We start from the raw sequence: 17,314 nt of genomic DNA, 5'->3' as shown, positions 1-17,314 counted from the left end.
CGGGCAGTAAGTAAAAACAAGCCGGACGCCATTGACCCTCTCCGGCGAACACAACACGGAGAGGCGCATGAAGGTGTTGGAAAACCGTCTCAAATATGAAAACGATCCGGAAGGTTTTTTCAAGGAGTATGAACCGAGGCAGAGAGATCTACGCGAACGCATTCTCAGGGCGAGATCGATCCTGCGCGAGTGCCGCTACTCGCGGGAAATACTGCGCTGCATCGCCAATATCTGCATTGAGCTTGAGGTGGACGGCCATCGCGCCAACATCACCATGCTTAAGACGGCAATGACCGCTGCGGCCTGTGACGGACGCAGAGAGGCTACGCGCGCGGATGTGATGGAGGCGGCTAAGTTCGCACTGCCCCACCGCATGCAGCGGCGGCCCTTTGAAGAGATATCCTTTGATATATCTAGAATCGAGGGGGAAAAGCGGGGGCGTGTGAAGAAAACTCTGTAAATAGGGACCTTCTGTGAGAAATCCAATACAACTAGGGCTAATAACGATCCCTGTATAACAAAATTATCAACCTACAAATATACGCGGGAGACATGACACCGTCTCCCGCGCACAGATATACCGCACCTTCGGCCGCTGCCGCATTAAAGCCATTGCTGACCTTCGCGGCAGGTCTCCCAACTCTCGTTCACTCTACTCCCGCGCCTTTTCACCCAGCAACGTACTCTCCGAGCAATGGCGTAAATGCGGTTTCGTCCCGATTACAGTGGCATGGGCCGTTCCGGCTTTTCACCGGATTCCCTAAGACCACGAAATCAATTATTTAGTTTTACATCGTACAAAATACACAATCCGCGTGGAGTATAACATGCAAATAAAAGCTGTCAAGATGAAAATATTCATACAAGAGCAATTTGCTGTACACAAATCAATAGTTATGATTTATAATAATTGAAATGAAATTGAAATGATTTAAAAATACAATTTTTGGAGGAATGGATAAAATGTGGACCGTAGACGATGGAATAGCAGTTCTTAGGGAGAGAGGCGCCAAGATAACGGCACAGCGTATCGCGATCTTACAGCAGTTGGAGGGCCGCACCGACCATCCCTCTGCCGACACTCTCTACCGTGAGCTCTCTGCCGAATATTCTACGATGTCCGTCGCCACGCTTTACAGCACCGCGCAGCTTCTCGCGGATGCCGGACTCATAAAAATACTCAGCATCGACGATAAGAGGGTATATTTTGACCCGACAACTACGACGCACGGACACTTTCTCTGCCGCAAATGTGGTAAGCTCTTCGACATTCCGGTGGACGAAGACGAAATATTTAAGTCGGCCTCATCGGTACGTGAAAATATCGCGCAGATTGAACGCACGGAAATATTTTTCTACGGACTATGCACCGATTGCCTGAAGATATAATTTTTCATTCATGAGTACGTTCATATCCTTCTGCGCGGGAGTATTCCTGCTCTACTGGCCATACGGATGGTGCTGGTACAGAAAAGAGGACCCCGACGAGTATGGCTTACGCTGGGAGTTCCGCGCGAAAGATTTTATGCAGACACTTGCCGTGTCTGCATTTATATTGCTGGCGCTCACAGTCGTCGCGATGAACTGGCCCTGGGAGGCGCTGCCGCGTAAACGCGGCCTCTGGACCGTGCTGAACATGGGCGCTTCGGGACTCACCGCTGCGATAATAGAGGAGACATTTTTCCGCGGCTGGCTTCAGCCCGTTTTGGAGCGGCATTTCCACCCATTTGCGGCTATCGTGATAACCAATCTGGTGTTCGCTCCGATCCACCTGATCGTCGCTCCCTACTGGATATCCCTCTGCACATTTTTCCCGGGGCTGATCATGGGATGGCTCAAATACCGCTACAAAAACCTCTTCCCTCCGGCGCTTTTCCACTTCATCGGCAATATATGGTCGATATGGTTCTTCCCCATGCCGGTCAACTTTTAAGCGCCTTTTAACTTGATATCGCCAGCTTTTAATGTTATATAAAGTATGAGGTGAGAATAATGAGATTCAATAAGAGTGCTATTTGCCTGATGCTGTTGTTCTGCGCCGCCGTGCTGGCGCTGCCGCGCTGCTCCGAAGCCGCGGAAAAGAAATTATTCGAGATCAGGATACCTATGGAAAAGGGCGCTTCGGTGTCGGTGACGACCGCGGACGGCACAACACGCGAGGTGGGGACGGTAACGGCCCTGCCTACCAAGACCCGCTGGCCCAGCTATACGGCCAGCGCCTGGAGCACTCCGGGGACCGTCTGCGCCTCCGCCGTAAACGCGATACACATGCTCGTCTCCGTAGAAAAGGATAAGGGGCGCACGATGAGCGTCATCCCACAGGAGACGATAGCTCCCGCCGCCGGTCCCGGAGCCTCCGTCGTGATCTCTTCGAAGGCCGGAGAGAGCCTCTTCGGCGCCTGGGCTCCGCCCGTAGGCTCAGCCGTCTTTGTGCGCAGGCCGGACGGCAGCGAGGCTCCGCTCTCCGCGGGCAACCTGCCGAAGGCCAAGGATATGCTGATCATCATCGCAAACGAAGACGACGCCTTGCCCTATATGGTTAATATCGAAAACCGTCCGGGCGGACGGGTAATCGCCTGGAGCCGCGGCGGCTATGAGCTGCTTGGGCGCGTCATCAGGCCGCTGGGCGGCACGGGACGCTTTGAGGGAACGCTCTTCCAGCGCACTGGTGCGATCCGCGCCAATCACAGCGGCGTGATCGACGTCTCGACGACGCCGCGCGGCAAAACGGGCGGCTTCCAGATCATCCCCTGGGACCACGCGCTTAAGTCAAAGGAGATGCAGAATGTCTGGAACATGACGCAGTGGCTCGTCATCGGCCCCGCCGACGGGAAGTCGATGATGGGCGGCACGCCGCCGCTCTTTAAAAAGGGACTGGTCTCCGGCCCCGCCACCGGCGAAAAACTTTGGGACTCATGGTCTACCTACGGCAGGAAATCGCTAGTGCTCGCGCGCTATGACAACGGAAAGTGGCAGCGGCTGAAAGAGGTCGACGGACGCAGCGACAATGGCCTCAAAGGTATCACCGAGCTGCGTATCTATTATCCATTCACAAAAGAGATACAGAAGTAACGGCAGACACGCCAATAAAAAATGAGCGGGGAGTCCCGCTCATTTTTTATTGGCGTTATGACGGCCGTTATATGAGACCGCTCTCGCGCACCGCGGCGAGCACTATCTCCCTAAGTTCGGGGTCGTCAAGCGCCTTGACCACCGTCGCCTTTATCCAGCCCTCTTTGACGCCGCAGTCGAGGCGTTTCCCCTCATAGAGCGCCGCGTAAACCGGCTCCTCACCGAGCAGCGACGAGATGGCGTCGGTGAGCTGGTATTCCCCGCCCGCGCCGCGCTTGAGATTTTTCAGATGAGAGAAGATGGCGGGCGACAGCAGGTAACGCCCCATGATCGCGAGGTTCGAGGGGGCATCTTCGCGTTTAGGCTTTTCGACAAGCCCCTTCACACGGTAGATTCCCGGCTCCACCTCTTCGGCATCGACGACGCCGTAGCGGGAGACTTCGCTCTCCGCGACCTTTTCGACGCAGAGGACGGAGGAGTTATATTTTTTTCTCACGGCCTCAAGCTGTGAGAGCACCGTAGGATGCGCGATCATCACGTCGTCCGGCAGCAAAAGCCCGAAATATTCGTCTTTACAAAACTCCTCCGCGCAGAGCACCGCGTGACCAAGACCAAGCGGTTTTTCCTGGAAGGCGTAGTGAAACTTGGCAAGGCCGTGAATATTTTCCACGACCTCCGCTAGCTCGCCCTTTCCGCGCTCACGCAGCAAGGAGACGAGCTCATGGGAGGGATCAAAGTAGCGCCGGATGCTCTCCTTGCCCTGTCCCGTAACAAATATGATCTCCGTACAGCCGGAGGCGACGGCCTCGTCGACCCCGTGGTGAATGAGGGGCCGGTCTACGAGCGGCATCATCTCCTTCGGAACATCCTTCGTCGCGGGAAGGAAGCGCGTCCCCAAACCGGCTACGGGGAATACCGCCCTGCGGACCGGAGTATATTCCATGGTCTTAGCCATGGCTGGCAACCGCCTTTTTTATCGCCGCCTCCATGATGTCGGCGGCGCTGTTCATCAACTCCGCGTCGCGCGATTCGGCAAATATCCTTATCAGGGGTTCGGTGCCGGAGGGACGCAGCAGCATCCGCCCTCTGCCGGCGAGAAGCCTCTCCGCCTCAGCGGCGGCGGCGGCCACCTCGGAGCTGCTCATTATCCTCTCCTTATCGTCGACCTTCATATTGCGGAGCACCTGCGGGTAGCGCTCAAAACGGTCGGCCAGCGTGGAGATATCCTCCCCAAGCTCCGTAACTGCTTTGAGGAAGAGGATGCCCGAGCATAGCCCGTCTCCCGTATTGGCATATTCCAGAGCGATAATGTGGCCCGACTGCTCGCCGCCGATACGTCCGCCCTCGCGCCTCATCGTATCCAAGACGTAGCGGTCGCCGACGGGACAGCGGAATACCTTGATCCCCTCCTCCGCAAGGAGGTCTTCAAGCACCATGTTTGACATCACCGTCGCCGTCACCCCCGCGCCGAGCATGCCGCGCTTCGCCAGCCAGCGGCCGATGACCCAGAGCATGATATCTCCATCAAGGGTGCGGCCACGGCTGTCGCATAGCAGCACCCGGTCGGTGTCTCCGTCATAGGCGATACCGAGCGAGGCGCCGCGCCTTATCACCTCGGAGGCGAGCGTACCGATGTGGGTCACGCCAACCTCCCTGTTGATGTTGACGCCGTCCGGGTTGTTGCCAATGAAGGTAACGCCGCCGCGCCAGCCGGAGAAGAGCGGTTCGACGAAGGCCGAGGCCGCTCCGTTCGCCGCGTCGATCACGATCGGATAGGAGGTGTCCTCTATCTCTTTAATGACCTCTTTCAGAAGCCCCGCATACTGCTCGCGGTACTCGGAACCGTCGCTGACGCCGCCAATCTCCGTGGGCGCAGCGAAGCGAAGGTGTTTTTCATTGAGGAAGAGCTCCTCGATATCTGCTTCGTCGTCGTCGGTAAGTTTGAAACCGTTCCCGTCGAGGAATTTTATACCGTTGTATTCGGCGGGATTGTGTGAGGCGCTGATGACCGCGCCGCCGTCGAATTTATTGCGGGCGGCCACACTGCTGACTCCAGGCGTCGGAATCACGCCGAGGTCGGCGGCGCTGCCGCCAGCCGAGGCGATCCCCGACATCAGGGCCGACTGCAGCATCTCGCCGGAGCGGCGCGTGTCGCGGCCCACAGCGATCACGGGATGTTCAACACCCTGTCTCTTCAAAAAGAGCGTGTAGGCGGCTCCCAGCCTCATCGCCGGCTCAGGCCGCATCATGCCGCTGTTCGCAATATCTCGGACACCGTCTGTTCCGAAAAATTGTCTTTTTTTCCCCTCTGGCATCTTGTGTAAAAACTCCCCTCTGAAAGTTATGTGAAAATTTATATGCGAAATAAAAAACTTATAATCAATCGATCCGCGAATTTTTCAAAAAACCAGCCATCCGTTACGCCGCTCGCAAACTAAGAGCAAAAATTCTCCGGCCACACAGCAGGGCAGGCAGAAAATCAAACATTTCCGCTGCCAAGCCCCTTCTATCCATCCACAGACGGCATACCCGCCGCCTGTCTCGGAACTCGGACTGACATTTCCAACCGGCACGCCAGCCATCGAAGACCGCGTACGGCACATGACCACGGCGTTTATACCGTTACGGCAGCAGGTTAACCGTTACTGTTCGTCGACAACAGTCGCCAGTATCTGTTCCGGCTCTATCTGCACCACCTGAAAATCCTTTTTAAGATTCTTTACAAGCACCGGCAGCTCCATCTGCTTCGAGACGATATTCGAGACGTCGATGTAGAGTTCGCAGGGGGCGACGGAGGAACCTCCAAGCGTATCGATCGCGATCTGCGGACCCTCGATCGTTACGCTGACGCTGTGCGGGGAGACCTTCCATTCTTTGCCGGGCTCGGCTCCCTCGACGATGAGCGGCACATTCGTAAAGGTCTTGACACCCATCTTCTTCGAAAGGCGTATCTCTACCCGCGCGCGGTCGGTACCGGTTATCTCAACGTCTGGGTCAATCTCCGCCGGCTGCATCGGTATCATGAGCTGGATGTTCTGGTCAAGTCCCGAGATGTCAACCGGCGGCAGCACCAGCGACTGCATCTTTTTGACCGCGGTGCTTCTGCCGCGGATAGAGACGCTGTCGGGAATCACCTTTATCGACTCCACCTGCAGCCCCTCCTGGGGCTGTCCAACGACAGAGACCTTGACGGGTATCCTTTCACCGACTATCTCGTTCTCAAAGGCGACGACGGCGTTAGTCTCCGTCGGTGAGACTGAGAGCCTGCGGCTCTGCTGTACCGGCACCGCGGGGGACGTTTCCGCCGCGGTCTTGAAGACGACCTGGGCCCTCATCTTGCCGTCGGCATCCAGCTTGTCAAGCGGCACCACCGCCTCCAAGCCCTGCACGGCTAGCACCTCGTTCTCAGGACCGCTGATCACGGCGCTGTCAGGATCAAGCTTCACCGAACTTACGACCATCCCCTCGGGAGCGGTTCCCTCCGTCTTGGGGGTAATGGTGAGGGTACGTTCGACATGCCGGTAGATCTCCACCTCCGCCACCGAGGGCTGCCAGCTGCGGATGCGCGCGAAGGACGGCGCCTCAAGCCGGATCGGCAGATTATATTTTCCCGCCTGCAGATTCGCGAGATCCACCTCGGCGACAATGTCCGAGGCCTGCACGCTGGATAGCATATTTATCTTACCGACGATGCGCAGTTCGACCTTCCTCGTCGGAGCGTAAATAGAAAAGCCCCGCGGAAGGTTAATGTATTTGATATCGGCGCTTACGGTACGCGCCGCGTCCGAGTTTCCGTCAAGGGCGACAAAGGCCCACAGCAGGACGGAGATAAAGATCGATACGCCGACGAGGAATATCTTCGACTGAAAGACGGACTCTCCCTTGTAGTCGAATTTATCGCTCAGGGTCACAAGCCGCTCGTTAACGGCCCGCAGCTTCCTGATTATATACGCCTCAATCATTCTTCTTCTATCAGACATTTTTATCGCCTCCCGCCCACTGCTGCTGTATCTCTTCCCGCAGACGGTCCATAAAGTTGCTCTCTTTGCTTTCAAAGCTGAAATAATGGTTGCATATCTTCTTCAGCTGCGCCTCGCTGAGAGGCTTGGAGAAGTGGCCCGCGACGGCGGCGGTTATCTCCCCGCGCTCCTCCGAAACGACAAGGGCAATCGCGTCCGACATCTCGGTGACGCCGAGCGCCGCGCGGTGGCGCGTGCCGTACCACCGGGAAATATCCGTCTTCTCCGTCAGCGGCAGGTAGCAGCCTGCTGCGACGATACTCTGCTGGTCCATCACCACCGCGCCGTCGTGGAGCGGCGTGCCGGGCCAGAATATAGAGATAAGCAGCTCCTCCGTGATGTCGGCCTTGAGCATGACGGCGGTGCGCCATACCTCTTTAAGGCTCGTATCGCGCTGGAGCACGCAGAGCGCGCCGATGCGCTGGGATTTGCAGTAGGTCAGCGCCTTTGAGAGCTGTTCGGCGCGCAGGTCGATGTCCTCTTCATTCCTGCCCACCTTCCAGAGATGGCCCTTGCCGAGCTCCTCCAGCATGTGGCGCAGCTCCGGCTGAAAGAGTACCGGCACAACGATGATAAAGGCGCCGAGCATCTTCCCGATGATCCATGAGAGGCTGCGCAGCTCAAGGATATTCGCCACCGCCCCGATAAAGCCGATGATGAGCACTCCGCGCAGAAGCTGCATCGCGCGCGTACCGACCAACAGCATAAGGACCCTGTAAATCAAAAAGGCTACTATCAGGATATCAAGAAAATCCTGCCAACGCAGGTCAAAAAAAGCCAAGGGCTCACCCCTTTTCGTTTATCTGTTATAAATTATAGCGCAAATTTTACAATGACGTTCTATTAACATACGGGCCATATTCGCCAACGCGCTCATTCGCCGCGAACCTTTCGCAGAAAAGCGAGATTGCCGACGTCACCGACGCCCTCTTTGGGCGTCTCAAGAATGGTCGGGATATTCTCAAAACGGTCGTCGTTCATCAGCAGAGCGAATGGATGCAGACCGATCTCGCCCTCGCCCAGATGAGCATGGCGGTCAATATGCGTCCCCTTCGCGGCCTTGCTGTCGTTGAGGTGCCAGCAGAGGACGTTATCGGTCCCGATGTGCTTGTCTACAATCGAGATAAACCGCTCGTAGGCCTCCGCGGAGCGAAGATCGTAGCCCGCCGCGAATACGTGGCAGGTATCCACACAAAAGGCGAGGCGGGGATGCCAGTTCATCATCTCACCGATCCGCGCGAAATGGGCAAAATCGGCGCCGATCACCGTGCCCTGGCCCGCCATCGTCTCAAGCAGAACGCGCACCTTATAGCCCTGCGTATCTTCAAAGAGCCAGAGCAGCGAATCGACTATGCCGCCGATCGCCTCCTCCGTAGTCGCCTCTTTCGCAAATCCGGGATGGAGCACGATATCCGTTATTCCCAGCTGGTGGCACCGCTCCGCCTCCTCGCGCAGGGCCCGCCTGCTTTTGGCGAGCATCTCCGCGTCCGAGGAGGCGATATTTATCAGGTACGAGGCGTGGGAGACGACGGTCTCAACAGAGGACCCCTGCCAGGCGCGATAGAAATCCTCCGCCTCCTGGAGAGATACCGGCTTGCTCTGCCACTGGCGCTGGCTGCGGGTGAATATCTGCATCGACTCGCAGCCCAGGGCGTCCGCGCGCGCAAAGGCTTTGTCCAGTCCGCCGGCTACCGAGACGTGAGTCCCGATACGGGCCATCAGTAGGCCCTTCCCATATAGACCAATCCGGGTATCCCATCCACAGTTATGATCATGCCGTCCTCCACCTGGTCCATGATGCCGGAGACTCCCGTGATACAGGGAACGCCCCTGTTCAGCGATATGACGCCGGCATGGGATGTAAGGCCGTTTTCTTCCGTGATTATCGCTCCCGCCGCTTCCAGCGCGGGGATATACTCCTTTGTGCTCTTCTTTATTACCAGAATCTTGTCCTCGCTGATCTTCGCGATCGCCTCTTCCGGCGTCTCCGCCCGACAGACCGGCGCCGTCAGCCGTTTACGGACGAGCGACATCCCCTTGCCGATGACGTTCCCGATCCGCAGGACGTTCAGCATGTTCGTACTTCCCGGTTCGCCGAGAGGTACGCCTGAGGTGATGACGATATTGTCTCCGCTCTCGACCAGAGATTCCCTCTTTATCAGCGATATGGCGTTCTCGACCGACTTCTCAAGTTCCGTGGTTATCGGGCAGATGCAGGGTGTTACGCCCCAAATAAGGGAGAGCTGCCGCCAAGTGGAAAGCGAGGGCGTCATTGCGATTATCGGACAGGGAGGACGGTACTTGCTCACCATCCGCGCGGTGCCGCCGCTCGAAGTCAGCGACACTATCGCCGCCGCGCTGACCTCCTTCGCGATGTCGCGCGCCGCGTGGCTCACGGCGTCAGCCGTCTCGCAGACCTGCGGGATCGTGCGCGGCTTTCTGCGCCAGAGCTCGGTATCCTTCTCGGTGCGGATGATTATCCGCTGCATCGTCTCAACCGCCTCGACGGGATACCTTCCTCCCGCCGTTTCGCCGGAGAGCATGACGGCGTCCGCTCCGTCGATCACCGCGTTAGCCACGTCGCTCGCCTCGGCGCGCGTCGGGCGCGGGTTGCGTATCATCGAATCAAGCATCTGGGTCGCGACGATCACGGGCTTGCCCTGCACGCGGCACTTCTCGATGATCTCCTTCTGGACCATCGGCACATCCTCAGTATTCATCTCAACGCCGAGGTCTCCGCGCGCCACCATCATGCCGTCGACGACCGAGAGTATCTCGTCGATATTTTCCACCGACTGCCTTGTCTCCATCTTCGCGATTATCTTCGCGTTCGCGCCCGCGCCCTCAAGGATGCGGCGCACTTCGATAATGTCCTCCTTGTTGCGGACAAAAGAGACCGCCACATAATCTACATCATGGGCCGCGCCCCAGCGAAGGTCAGCGACGTCTTTCTCCGTAAGCGTCGGAACGGAGAGGTCGGCTCCCGGAACATTGATGCCCTTGCGCTCGCCAAGCTCGCCCCCGACGATTACACGGCAGACGACGCCCTCCGGCGTCGTCTCCTCGACCTCAAGATTTATCGCCCCGTCGTCGATGAAGATAGACTGTCCCCTCTTCACCTCATTGGCAAGCGGCGGGTAGTCGACATATACGCCGTGCTCGTCCCCCTCCCGCTTGTCAAAGAATAGGGTAAAGAGATCGTCGGCCTTCAGCGTCACCTTGCCGTGTCCGGGCAGCTCCCCCGTGCGTATCTCGGGGCCTTTGGTGTCGAGCAGCACGGCGATCGGCGTCTGACGCTCCTGCTCCACGGCACGGACGTTGTTCAGAGTCCGCTCGTGCGAGTCATAATCGCCGTGGCTGAAGTTGAGGCGCGCGACATTCATTCCGGCCTCCGCCACCTTGAAAAGGGTATCGTATTCCCAACAGGCGGGGCCGATCGTGCATACTATTTTTACCTTGCGTTCCATCTTATCCATTTGCCTTACCTTCCTTAGTTCTTTCCGCTCTCTATCTCTCCGTGCGCCGTTATCACCTTTGCGTGGCCGCGTATCTTCATCGCCGAGATATGTTCCGTGAACTGGGCGATCCAAACCTCGCCCTCTTCCAGCTTTTCAGTGTGAAGAAATCTATTTTCCGCGCCGCGGGTAACGCCGGTGACGGTGACCCCGTTTTCCAGCGCCTTCACAGCGATATATTCCCCTACCGTCTGTCCGTTCTCAGCCATCTCACTCTCTCCTCTTTTCTTATCCGGCAGCAGGCCGCCTCAGCAGGAACAGCCGCCGCCTATAGCCGCATTCCCTTGATCAAATGCAGCTTACCAATCCGTTTGAATACTCGGTCAGCTCTTCTTTTAACTCCTTAGTCACGTTTATCTTTATCCGCTTTATAAGCGAGACGGTAGTCTCTTCGGAGCCAACCAGTTTGAGGATGATCTCGCTCTTTCCGGGGTGCTTCGTCAGTACCCGGAACATCCCCTCGTAAAATTTATCGGAGAGTCCGTCGCACTCGACCGTCACGATCGCGCGGCGCTCCAGCTTGTCCTTATACTCGTCCTCCGTGAAGATGTCATCGGCCATTATGGATATTCCGCGGTCCTCGCGCGGCTTGCCCTTCAGGAAGTAGAGCGAGCCCACCTGTAATATCGGTTTGAACTGCGGCCAGCGGCTGCCGAAAATCAGCACGTCGACGGTGCCGTTGTTATCTTCAAAGACGGCGGTGCCGTACGGATTGCCCGAAGTCTTGCTGAACTTTTCCGCGACGCTCGAGAGAAGCCCCGCGGTCACCGCAGGCTGGTGGGACTGCCAGCGGCCCAGTTCGCTTATCGGACAGGTGATATAGGGCGAGACCTGCTCCTCGTAATGGTCAAAGGGGTGACCTGAAATATAGAGCCCCATACTCTCCTTCTCAAGGTCAAGCTTCTGGCGTTCGCTGAAATCCTCGACCTCCGGCATCTCCGGCATGAGGTATTCCTCGTCCTCTTCTCCAAAGAGCGAGGCCTGGTTCGTGTTCTGCGCCTGACGTGAAGCCTGGTCGACAAACTGCGGCACCGCGGCCAGAAGCCGCGCGCGGTTTGGTTCGAGACTGTCGAAGGCCCCCGACTTGATGAGATTTTCGATAACGCCCTTGTTGACCTGCCGCGTGTCTATCTTTGTGAGGAAGTCCCAGAAGGAGGTAAAATTACCCGCCTTTTTGCGGCTCTCAATGATGTTCGCAACGGCCGCGTCGCCAACCTTCGCGATCGCCGAAAGCCCCAGCCTGATGACCTCTCCGACGACGGTGAAGTCCTCGCGCGATTCGTTTATGTCCGGGGGAAGGACCGGATATCCGGCGTCCCTTACGCTGCGGATGTACTGGCCGAGAACCTCCATCTTCGATCCGATAAGGCTCGAAAGATAGGAGGCGAGATATTCAGGCCCGTAGTTCGCCTTGAGCCAGGCTGTCCAGTAGGCGATGAGCCCGTAGGCGGCGCTGTGCGATTTATTGAAGCCGTAGCCGGCGAACTTTTCGATGATGTCAAAGATGTTGCCCGCGTTGGAGGCGTCGACGCCGTTCTTCACGGCTCCGTCGACAAACTTTACGCGCTCCTTCTCCATGACCTCTTTTTTCTTCTTACCCATCGCGCGGCGCAGCAGGTCCGCCTCTCCGAGCGTATAGCCCGCGAGCGCCTGCGCGCTCTGCATGACCTGCTCCTGGTAGAGGATGACTCCGTAGGTGTCCTTCATGTAGGGTTCGAGCTTCGGATGCAGATAGTGCACCGTATCTTCGCCGTGTTTGCATTTGACGTAGGTGTCGACCATGCCGCTCTCCAGCGGACCGGGGCGGTAGAGCGCGACGAGCGCGATCATATCCTCGAAGCAGTCAGGCCGCAGACGGCGCACCAGCGCCGTCATGCCGGAGGATTCAAGCTGGAATACCCCGAGCGTATCCCCCCGCTGCAGCATGTCGTAGGTCTTGGCATCGTCTATCGGTATTTCGTTGAGATCAATCTTACCCTTACCGTTTGCTTCGATATTCTTCACCGCACCGTCAAGCACCGAGAGGGTGCGGAGGCCGAGGAAGTCCATCTTTACCAGCCCCAGCTTCTCGACCGGCTCCATCGAATACTGCGTCGCAACCTGGTTTTCGCCGAATTTACGCACCGGCACCATGTCGCTCGTCGGCTTCGGCGTGATGACCACGCCGGCGGCGTGCTGCGAACAGTGGCGCGCAAGCCCCTCTATGTGCATCGCCGTATCGACGAGCTTCTTTATCTCCGGCTTGCCGTCGTAGGCCGCCTTGAGGTCGGGCACATGTTCAAGCGCTCCCTTGATATCCTTTATCTCCGGCGTCGGCATCGCGGGGATCAGCTTCGCTATCGCGTTCACCTCGACGATTGGGATATTCAGCGCGCGGCCGACGTCTTTAATCGCGCCGCGGCTCTTCATCCGTCCGAAGGTTATGATCTGCGAGACGTGGTCCGTGCCGTACTTTTCGACAATATAGGCGATCAGCTCTTCACGTCCCTTGTCGGAGACGTCGGTATCGATATCGGGCATGCTTATGCGTTCCGGGTTGAGAAAACGCTCAAAGAGCAGATTGTACCTTATCGGGTCGAGGTCGGTTATCCCCAGTGAATAGGCGACGAGCGATCCCGCCGCCGATCCGCGGCCGGGGCCGATCGGGATGTCGCGGGCCTTGGCCGCCACAATGATGTCGGAGACGATGCAGAAATAACCGGGGAAATCCATCTGTTCTATGATGCCAAGCTCGTATTCAAGACGGTCCAGATACTCCTGAGGCGGCTCCTCCGTCTTCAGCCTGCGGCGAAGCCCCTCGGCGGCCAGCTTGCGCAGGTGCGTCGAGAGCGTCTCTCCTGGCGGCAGCGGAAACTCCGGCAGGTAGTAATGGCCGGTCTTGAGCTTGACCTCGCAGCGATCGGCTATCCGCTGCGTATTGATCAGCGAATCGGGCAGTTCGCCGCCGAATATCTGCCACATCTCCTCCGGCGAACGGAAATAATAGTCGCTGCCCGTAAAGCGGTAACGCTTCTCATCGGTGACGATGCTGCCAGTCTGCACGCAGAGCAGGATGTCGTGCCACTCGGCGTCCTCGCGTTTCAGATAGTGCGCGTCGTTCGTGGCGATGAGCGGTATATCGAGCTTTTTGGACATCTCGACGAGCGTCTTGTTTACAATGGCCTGCTCGGGGATGATGTTCGACTGTATCTCCAGAAAGAAATTGCCCTTGCCCATAATGTCCAGATAAAGCTGAGCGCGCTCGTAGGCGGCATCGATATTGTTCTGTATGATAAACTGCGGTATCTCGCCGCCGAGACAGGCAGAGGCGCAGATCAGCCCCTTGCTGTACCGCGCTAGCAGTTCATGGTCGATTCGCGGCTTATAGTAAAAGCCGTCGGTGTTGGCGATCGAAACAAGTTTGGTGAGGTTATAATAACCCTCTTCATTCTCGGCGAGCAGTATCAGGTGGTTCTGGTTCTTTCCCTCGCGGCAGGTATGACCGTTGGGGTCCACGTAGACCTCACAGCCAAGTATCGGCTTCACACCTGCATCGTTGCACTTATTATAAAATTCCACGCAGCCGAACATCACACCGTGGTCCGTCAGCGCGACGGAATCCATCCCCATGCTGCGCGTCGTCGCCGCGAGGTCGGAACACTTATTGGCCCCGTCGAGCAGACTATATTCACTATGTACGTGAAGGTGTACGAAAGGCTTATCCATATTTATTCATTTCCCTCAGATTCATCTTCATTCGCGTGGACGCTCTTAACATAGAGCACCTCCGCTCCCGCCAGTCTCAGCACGTGTGAGGTGAGAGACTGCGCCGCGGTCGGCTCGTTCTCTTCTGCCTCCCCTGCGGCGGCGGACGGTTTTTCGGGAGCCGGTTCGTCCGGCTCGCTTACATGCTGCGGCTGGGGTTGAGCCTCCCCACTCTCGATTCCCCACAGCTTCGCCGCGGCGCAGGTAAGCGTCTTGCGGTTATGCGGGATCGAGAGGAAGTTCTTCGCCGGCATCTGCCGCTCAAAGGCCACCTCCAGAGTGCCGTCGCGGCGCGAAAGCTCCGCGTTCAGCAGCGCGGCGGCGATCGGCAGCCAGTCGGAGGAAAGATTCCCCACCAGCCGCGAAAATTCGTTATCTCCAAGTCTGGCGCACAGTCCCGCGACGTCAAAAGCGGCGGGCGCGTCATTTCCGAAGATCATGTCGGGCTGCGCCGCAAAGAGCGGAGCCGGTTCCTGAACTCTCCTCGGGGCCGATCGCTCCTGCCGTACAGGCGGCAGTTCCTCCTCCGGCGGCATCCAGAAATCGTCCACTGGCGGAAGAGGCTCCGGCATACGCTTCTCACGCGGCGGCGCTGGTGAAAATTCCTCGCGCGGCGGACGTGCCGCCGGCTGCGGCGCCGCGGCACGCTCCGGCTCCCTGGCGCGGGAAGGCGGCGCAGGCTGGACGTTTCCCGCCAGTATATTCTGCAGCTCCATAAATATCAGGCCGCTGAATATATCTCCCTTCATCCCGTAATGCGTGCGCGGCAGAAGACGGCTGCACAGCATGCAGGCCGCCTGCAGTTTATCCTTGTCCCAATGCTGAGCCTCCGCGGCGAGATAATCACGCTCCGCGCTTGAAGTTTCAAGCGCCTCCAGAGCCTTATCTTTCCACAGGCAGAAGAGCCACAGGTCCCGAAAAAGCACAAAGAGCGCCTCGCAGAGCCGCTCCGAAGAGATGCCCCTCGCCATTATCGAATGCAGAGCCGCCGCCGCTCCCTGCGGATCGGTGCGCAGCATCGTCACCCACTTTTCCAGCTCGGCGCGGCTGCTCCCGCTCGTCAGCTCGCGGACGCTCTCCAAAGAAAGCTTTCCGCGGCCAAGAGCCACGGCCTGCTCCGTGAGCGACAGCGCGTCGCGCAGGGCTCCGTCGGCCTGGCGGGCGATCTCCCAGATACCCTCCTCGTCGGCCTCGATATTCTCCTGAGAGCAGACGTGCTTAAGGCGGCTAACGGTGTCGGCGATAGTTATCCGGTGAAAGGGTATGTGCTGGCAGCGCGAGCGTATAGTGACCGGCACCTTGTGGGGCTCGGTCGTCGCCAGAAGAAATACGACGTTCGCGGGCGGCTCCTCCAGCGTCTTCAGCAGCGCGTTGAAGGCGGCGTCCGTAAGCATATGAACCTCGTCTATAATGTAGACCTTGTATGATGCGGAGAGCGCCTTGAGGCTCACATGGCTCTTAAGGTCGCGAATCTCCCCTATCCCGCGGTTTGAGGCTCCGTCAATCTCTATAACGTCAAGATGTTCGCCGGCGGCGATGGCGCGGCAGTTCTCGCATACGCCGCAGGGTTCGCAGTCCTCGCCGCGGTTCAGACAGTCAAGCGACTTAGCTACAAGGCGCGCGGCAGAGGTCTTGCCGCAGCCGCGCGGCCCCGAAAAAAGATAGGCGTGTCCAAGCGATCCCTCGCGCAGGGATTCCAGCAATACGCCGACGGCCGCGCTCTGTCCGACCATGTCGGAAAATGTCTGGGGCCTATATCTGCGGTATAGTGAAATATACATGTTTCCCCTCCTCGATCAATCCTTACACATTCTACAGGAAAAAACCGCTCTTGACCCCTACTGAAAATAATCCGTCAGCATATTTCCCCGGCGCGACTTGTTGAGCGCGTCGTTTATGCGGTCGCGAAGTTCGGCAAGCGGCGGCATTCCCGGAAGCAGTTCGCTATCCGTGAGGATCGTCTTGCGTCTTATCACCAGAGACTGCTCTCCCTTTTCACCAAGTATCTTTATGTCGTAGGGTGCAAGCTCAAGCTCGAGGGTACTGTCCAAACGCTCGCCAAGCTCCGTAAAAAGCCTGGACGACTCATCAGTAGCCGGAGCGGAGAGAAGCACGGCGTCGTCCACATAGAGACGCACGTCGCCGGAGACGGTATCGGTCTTGATCTTCAATGACTGCACCACATCCTTGCGCTGTATCTCGATGCCCTTATCGCGCAGGTACTGAAGAGCCGCATCGACGCGCTCTTCCTCCTCAGGGTGCGTCTGGAATATTCCAAGCTGATATTGGGCGCGCTTTAGCTTTTCCACCTTCATGCGCTCCATCATCGTCAGCATCGCCGCGGGATTATAGCCCGCCTTATAGAGGACGTCTATCCCCCTCGCGTCGGCCTCCTTCTCCAGCTCGATACTGTAGCTGTTCATCAGAGCCGTCTGCAGTCCGCTCGCCATCGCCGCGACCCCCGCGCCGGAGTCGCCCGCCTGCGTCGCGGCAACCAGCCCCGCGATCGTCAGCAGCGTGAGCCTGTTGTTGCGCTTCGCCTGTACGATCCCGTGAGCGCGGTCGGCGTGGATAAATTCGTGACACATGACCGCCGCGATCTCGTCCTCGCTCTTCAGGAATTCAAGCATGCCGGTCGTGAAATAGGTCATGCCGCCTGGCAATGAGAAGGCGTTGGGCTCCTTCATCTCAATGATGCGCACGTTGTAATCAAGGTCGCGCTGAAGGAACGGCGTTAGCCTCGCGGCGATCATTGCAAGCTTCGCCTCCGCCGCCGGGTCAAGGACGCGCGGCACCTGTTTCTCGATCGCCTCCGACCCCTTGCGTCCGATCTTCAATTCACGCTTTATCGTTTTATCACTGGGCTCCGGCGACGCGGCCGCGTGCGCGGCCACAGCCGGTAAAAGTAACACAATCAACATTAACACCAGCATCGTCTTTTTCATCATCAGTCGCCCCTCCCTT

General features: G+C 57.9%; 14 protein-coding genes and 1 riboswitch. Of the genes, 4 read left to right on the top strand and 10 right to left on the bottom strand.

The features are described 5' to 3' along the window. Positions 1-73 precede the first annotated feature (73 nt). The 4 genes from BED41_RS16785 (at position 74) to BED41_RS06625 (ending at position 3,072) form a co-directional block, all read left to right on the top strand. Positions 74-460, top strand: a complete 387-nt coding sequence (locus BED41_RS16785) for a magnesium chelatase ATPase subunit I (protein ID WP_229712413.1) — start codon at positions 74-76, stop codon at positions 458-460. Between the two features lie 149 nt (positions 461-609). Next, positions 610-786, bottom strand: a riboswitch (cobalamin riboswitch). Between the two features lie 168 nt (positions 787-954). Continuing rightward, positions 955-1,389 (top strand): Fur family transcriptional regulator, encoded by a 435-nt coding sequence (locus BED41_RS06635; RefSeq protein ID WP_229712412.1) that lies wholly within the window; start codon positions 955-957, stop codon positions 1,387-1,389. 10 nt (positions 1,390-1,399) lie between these two features. Beyond that, entirely contained in the window at positions 1,400-1,933 is a 534-nt protein-coding gene (mrtS, locus tag BED41_RS06630; protein WP_066744259.1) for a Synerg-CTERM system glutamic-type intramembrane protease MrtS, read from the top strand. A 59-nt stretch (positions 1,934-1,992) separates the two neighbouring features. After that, positions 1,993-3,072, top strand: a complete 1,080-nt coding sequence (locus BED41_RS06625) for a hypothetical protein (protein ID WP_066744258.1) — start codon at positions 1,993-1,995, stop codon at positions 3,070-3,072. A 67-nt stretch (positions 3,073-3,139) separates the two neighbouring features. On the opposite strand, the gene BED41_RS06620 is transcribed toward BED41_RS06625, so the two are convergent. From BED41_RS06620 to BED41_RS06575, 10 genes are all read right to left on the bottom strand, one after another. Then, complete coding sequence (locus BED41_RS06620; protein WP_229712411.1) at positions 3,140-4,027, bottom strand: UTP--glucose-1-phosphate uridylyltransferase; 888 nt, start codon at positions 4,025-4,027, stop codon at positions 3,140-3,142. Further along, on the bottom strand, positions 4,020-5,387 hold the full coding sequence (locus BED41_RS06615) for a phosphohexomutase domain-containing protein (RefSeq protein WP_066744257.1): 1,368 nt from the start codon (positions 5,385-5,387) through the stop codon (positions 4,020-4,022). Before BED41_RS06615 ends, BED41_RS06620 begins: the two co-directional genes overlap by 8 nt. A gap of 327 nt (positions 5,388-5,714) precedes the next feature. Next, positions 5,715-7,052 carry a CdaR family protein gene (locus BED41_RS06610; protein ID WP_084002302.1) on the bottom strand — a complete coding sequence of 446 codons (1,338 nt, stop codon included), beginning with the start codon at positions 7,050-7,052 and terminating at the stop codon, positions 5,715-5,717. Continuing rightward, positions 7,045-7,872 (bottom strand): diadenylate cyclase CdaA, encoded by an 828-nt coding sequence (cdaA, locus tag BED41_RS06605; RefSeq protein ID WP_066744250.1) that lies wholly within the window; start codon positions 7,870-7,872, stop codon positions 7,045-7,047. Before cdaA ends, BED41_RS06610 begins: the two co-directional genes overlap by 8 nt. Positions 7,873-7,964: 92 nt before the next feature. Further along, positions 7,965-8,810, bottom strand: coding sequence for a deoxyribonuclease IV (locus BED41_RS06600; RefSeq protein ID WP_066744249.1), 846 nt, complete (start codon positions 8,808-8,810; stop codon positions 7,965-7,967). Continuing rightward, on the bottom strand, positions 8,810-10,567 hold the full coding sequence (gene pyk / locus BED41_RS06595; protein WP_084002301.1) for a pyruvate kinase: 1,758 nt from the start codon (positions 10,565-10,567) through the stop codon (positions 8,810-8,812). Before pyk ends, BED41_RS06600 begins: the two co-directional genes overlap by 1 nt. Positions 10,568-10,581: 14 nt before the next feature. Further along, entirely contained in the window at positions 10,582-10,815 is a 234-nt protein-coding gene (gene mtrB / locus BED41_RS06590; RefSeq protein WP_066744248.1) for a trp RNA-binding attenuation protein MtrB, read from the bottom strand. 79 nt (positions 10,816-10,894) lie between these two features. Beyond that, positions 10,895-14,311 (bottom strand): DNA polymerase III subunit alpha, encoded by a 3,417-nt coding sequence (gene dnaE, locus BED41_RS06585; protein WP_066744247.1) that lies wholly within the window; start codon positions 14,309-14,311, stop codon positions 10,895-10,897. A 2-nt stretch (positions 14,312-14,313) separates the two neighbouring features. Beyond that, positions 14,314-16,131 (bottom strand): DNA polymerase III subunit gamma/tau, encoded by a 1,818-nt coding sequence (gene dnaX, locus BED41_RS06580; protein WP_066744245.1) that lies wholly within the window; start codon positions 16,129-16,131, stop codon positions 14,314-14,316. A gap of 57 nt (positions 16,132-16,188) precedes the next feature. Next, positions 16,189-17,298 carry a M48 family metallopeptidase gene (locus BED41_RS06575; RefSeq protein ID WP_066744242.1) on the bottom strand — a complete coding sequence of 370 codons (1,110 nt, stop codon included), beginning with the start codon at positions 17,296-17,298 and terminating at the stop codon, positions 16,189-16,191. Positions 17,299-17,314 lie beyond the last annotated feature (16 nt).

It is taken from the genome of Cloacibacillus porcorum, assembly GCF_001701045.1.
GTDB classification, from domain to species: Bacteria; Synergistota; Synergistia; order Synergistales; family Synergistaceae; genus Cloacibacillus; species Cloacibacillus porcorum.
The sequence above is the reverse complement of the archived record's forward strand: the minus strand, read 5'-3'. Positions and strand labels throughout refer to the sequence as shown.